Here is a 4,307-nt window from a genome sequence, read left to right on the forward strand (position 1 = left end):
CGCAACGTGAAGTAAGTCAACTACGTCCTGGAATGAACGCTTACAATACAAGTTCCGGAAGGGGCAGGTGGTGCCGAGGCACGCCATCGGCAGCATCTGCTAAATAGGCGTCGTCACCAAATGGCAGTGCTGGAACTGCTACAGGAAACGCACCCTGGCCTTGTCCGCGGTGAATCGGATGTCAGCGTGCCGACGGATATCGCCCAGCAGTGGGAAGAAGCCCTACAAACCGGTGACAACCGTTCAGTCGTCGAAATTCGCAACAAGGTTAACTTCTTATCACTGGGGCTGTCGCGTGGGCAGCGTGAGTTGGGGTGGGACGTGCGCGTTCCAGCGCCGCTGCACCTGGTCAGGCCAGCGGCGAGTCCTTTTACGCCCTTGTCCTTCAAAAATTTAAGCGATTACCGTGACTGGTGCCAGGATGCCGATCATGAGATTCAGCAGCCAGACTTTCAGGCGCTTCTTTGGCACGGCAATGGAAAAAAGGGACACCGTCGGCTTGAGCCTGAAATGATCAGTTGGGGGCTGTTTCTTTATTGTGTGATTGCCAATGACGGCCTGCTGGGCAGCAAGCACCTGAACTCACTACCATTGGCCACCACTACATTGGCAGTGCACGGGGCTTCTGCCTGGTTGGTGCTGCATGAGACAGTACCGGAAGGCATGCCAAAATCGAAACGGGTGTTGCCACGTAGCCGTTGGCTGTTGGGAGTGTCGGCCTTAGCGGTGTTGATGCGCCACATTCAGCATTTTGGCCACCCTGGCGAGAAGTGTGGCGGTTATCAGCAGGCGAGGACTTATACCCAGACGGCTTGGCTGCATTTCTGTGGCGCTTTAAAGACTGAGCCGGTGTCACTTCCGACGTTTAGCGAGCATGCCTCGACCGCCTTTCGCTTACATGTACCGGCTTATATCGTGAACAGCGCACACGGCAAACACCCAAGCACGTCAATTGCTGAAGAGCGTTGGCATCAGCTGCTCACCGGTGGGTACGTAAAGCATGCCAAGCCAAAAGCCGAGCAGGAGGATGTGCTTCCAGGAGAAGGATCCGGGCTAACGCCAATGGTGACCGAGCGTTGTGAGCGGGACCAACCGTTATATGAAGGGCGTGCGCTGCTGAAATCGTTACACGATACGCTCTATAAGCGTCGTAACCAGAAACGCCTCAGGTTTCGAGACCTTTCTCGCGAGCTGGAAAGTGCCATTGTTGCTTCTCAGCGTATGGCTCCCACCGTTGAATGCCTGTGTCGCTGGCTGCTGTTCTTGCATCAGAAGCAGAAGCGAAAGCAGTCGACGCTGTACAAGTATCTCGGTGTAAGCATGCCGCTTCTGCAGGCTTTGGGGGAGACGCCGGTTGATCAGGACCGGATGGATGCGCTCATTGAGGCCTATCAGTTCGTGGTCGAACAGGCCAAGACCGAGAAAAACCGCCACTACCGTTGGACGGTGTTGCGCTCATTCCATTCTTTTCTTGTGATTGATCAAGGCCTGGCCAACGTCTCTATGGTGTTTGCTGACGGTGGGGCAACTATCGCGCATCACGCCGATGCCAATTGTCTGTCAGAGGATGAGTATCGTCTGATAGCTAGCTTTCTGGCCTCCCGCTCGTCAAACATCATGGGGCAAATTCGCTATTGGGTATTTGTGCTTGGATTTCGCGCTGGTCTCAGGATAGGAGAAGCACTTTCCATTCAGTTAGATGATGTCTTGCTTCATCAAGAGGTGCAGAATACCGACGTTACCCTTCTGGTTCGTAACAATGAGTATGTGGGGGTTAAGAGCCATGATTCACGGCGGCAGCTTCCGCTTCATTATCTGCTGACGGACAGCGAGCTGGAAGCATTCAAGGCCTTCATCGCCAATCGACAAGAGGTGTCCCTTCACGGTCGAGTCATGCTGTTCGGTGAGGGAAGTGGTTCGGTGGCTCCACTACGCGATGATGAGGTGCAGGCAGAGATCCACGAAGCCATGCGACGTATCACCGGGGATTACAGTCTGCGCTTTCATCACCTGCGTCATTCACTGGCTAACTATCTGTTGCTCTCTTTTCATGGGGTGGAGATACCCTGGTCAGGGCCTTCCCATCATGCTTTTCTTTGGGACAAGGTCGCTGAGGGGCCCACGCGATCAGGGCTGTACTTTATCGCGCAACTGATGGGGCATGCGTCCCCCGATGTGACATTACGAAGCTACTTGCACTTTACCTGCCTGCTCCTTGACCATTACTGCCACAAGCAGTCCTCCTCGATGGAGAGCTGTATTCCGAGCCACGCAATTGCTCAGTTGGAACCCTTGGCCAACGTGCTCCAAATCAAGCCGGCGACCCTGCGTAAATGGAAAGAGCGTTTCGGGGGAAAACCGCCACGTTGGCTTAAAAAGGCCTTTCCCAAATGTTCTGTGATAGACGTAGCTCAGCAGGCGCTAGCCCCCTATCCTGAATTGCCAGCCAAGATACTGCTTGAGCGCCAAGGTCTGAGTCAGCTATCGCTGGAGCAGGTCGCCGCTGCGCTGGATGCTTTGTATCAACGCGATTTTGACGACGTTGAGCATATCTTTAATTTGTGTAAAGGCGAGGCAGAGCGGCTAACGTCTTGCGCGCGGAGGGTTCTAACAGCGCGCACGCGGCAGGGGATGAGCGCGTTTCGTCACTACCGGATGACGAAAGGTAAGCAGTCAGCACCGAATGATTTTGCCCACCCACGCCTGGCAATGCCGCGCTCGCTGGCGGAACGCCCAGTGGCGAATGCGATGTACCAAGCCATCTGGTCGTGGTGGTTTAGCCATCATCCGGATGAATTGCGTAGGCATCTTCGTTTTTTCTACCGCTACCACCGTGCCACCGACGGTCATGTATGGATTCGCGATGCCGATGATGGCTTGGCCTTTGTGAGTTGGGTGCTGGGTCTGGATGCTCGCATCAGAGCAGTCGTTGAGCTGACACCCAGTGCGCGATCGTCCCTGTCTGAGAAGCAGCAGCTGAGTGAATGGAAGAAGCGGCTTCCCTCACATCAACATAAGGTGGAATGGCAAGCTAAGCGTCCAGGCAACCGTTTTTCAAAACCGCTGGGCACGGGCAACGTTACTTTCTATGTAGTCAATGAGAATAAGCGCTCTCGAAGTGGCTACCCCGTGCGCTATATGCTGGTGATGGCGTGTATCGTAATGGCTACGGTCGCCCAACATGGGAGCTCTAAAGTGAGGTAGGAATAGGCGACACTTCTCCTGCTGGAGTCGCCGTTTTTTTGTGCCGTTTCTCTAAGCTGGTTACCTGTGTACAGCTTGAGCTGTTGCTGTCTGATCTAGTGTGTCAGGGTTGATATGCTAATAACAAATGGTAGTCATCGAGGCGTGGCGGCGGGAGTATAACTAGGAAAGACCTAAGAAGAGTCTTGGTGGGCTGACCCCTTCTGTTAGTTAAGCGGTTAAAACGGACTTGGATATATACTACCCCACAAGCACATACTGAACCGCCCCGGTTATTCCGGAGACCTTGGGCATCCAGAACGCTTCCATTAAGCGGTGGAGTAAACACTATATGCTACATCAACAATCTGCCTAAGGCGTAAAAGCAGCAATCTAAGATCGAAGCTATTTGCTGGGTAAGGGTTCTGTTGGTTGGTGCTGGAGATAGAGATGAAAATTACTGAAAAGGTTGAAATTGAAACCGTCACAGATGTGCAGTGCGATGTGTGCCTTTGTTCTACTGAAGTCACTTCTGGTGGGCTTGAATTCGCTACGCTCTGACGGTTCTTTAAGGTAGCATCCCAAAGACAGTGACATGTTAGTTTATTCTCAAGATAACCTGAATCGACTTTCGGCTCGACGAAACAACCGACACATTAAATCATCGCTAGGGCCTTCTACGTCAGCGGACAAGTTAGCAAGGGGTGATGCGCTGGCCGGTTAAATCCATTTCTTAAAGTTTACAGCTTTTTCTCAAGCTCTGGCAGGATTTCGAACAAATCGCCCACCAGGCCATAATCGGCCACCTGGAAGATCGGTGCTTCGTCGTCTTTGTTGATCGCGACGATCACCTTGGAGTCTTTCATGCCCGCCAAGTGTTGGATGGCACCCGAGATCCCCACGGCGATATACAGATCCGGGGCGACGATCTTGCCCGTCTGACCGACCTGCATATCGTTGGGTACAAAGCCTGCATCTACCGCGGCGCGAGAAGCACCAATCGCCGCGCCCAGCTTGTCGGCAATGCCGTCGAGCAGCTTGAAGTTTTCGCCGTTGCCCATGCCGCGGCCGCCGGAGATAACTGATCTTACCCAGCAACAGTGGACACTCGTTTAAGCGATCAT

The 4,307-nt window shown here is 53.5% G+C and carries 1 protein-coding gene and 1 pseudogene; one reads left to right on the forward strand and one right to left on the reverse strand.

Annotated elements, in window-relative coordinates; all coding sequences use genetic code 11:
* The first annotated feature begins 120 nt into the window (after positions 1–120).
* Positions 121–3,204 (forward strand): tyrosine-type recombinase/integrase, encoded by a 3,084-nt coding sequence (locus INT21_RS02165; protein ID WP_226930569.1) that lies wholly within the window; start codon positions 121–123, stop codon positions 3,202–3,204.
* Between the two features lie 719 nt (positions 3,205–3,923).
* Here the strand turns inward: INT21_RS02165 and INT21_RS02170 are convergent.
* Positions 3,924–4,265: pseudogene (locus tag INT21_RS02170) on the reverse strand (FAD-binding protein); the annotation flags it as partial.
* Positions 4,266–4,307: the final 42 nt, after the last annotated feature.

Origin of the sequence: Halomonas sp. 3F2F (assembly GCF_014897805.1) — a bacterium.
In the GTDB taxonomy this organism is placed as follows: domain Bacteria; phylum Pseudomonadota; class Gammaproteobacteria; order Pseudomonadales; family Halomonadaceae; genus Vreelandella.

Coding starts and splice junctions, on each gene's coding strand:
- INT21_RS02165 (WP_226930569.1), top strand. CDS start 121: ATGGCAGTGCTGGAACTGCTACAGGAAACGCACCCTGGCCTTGTCCGC.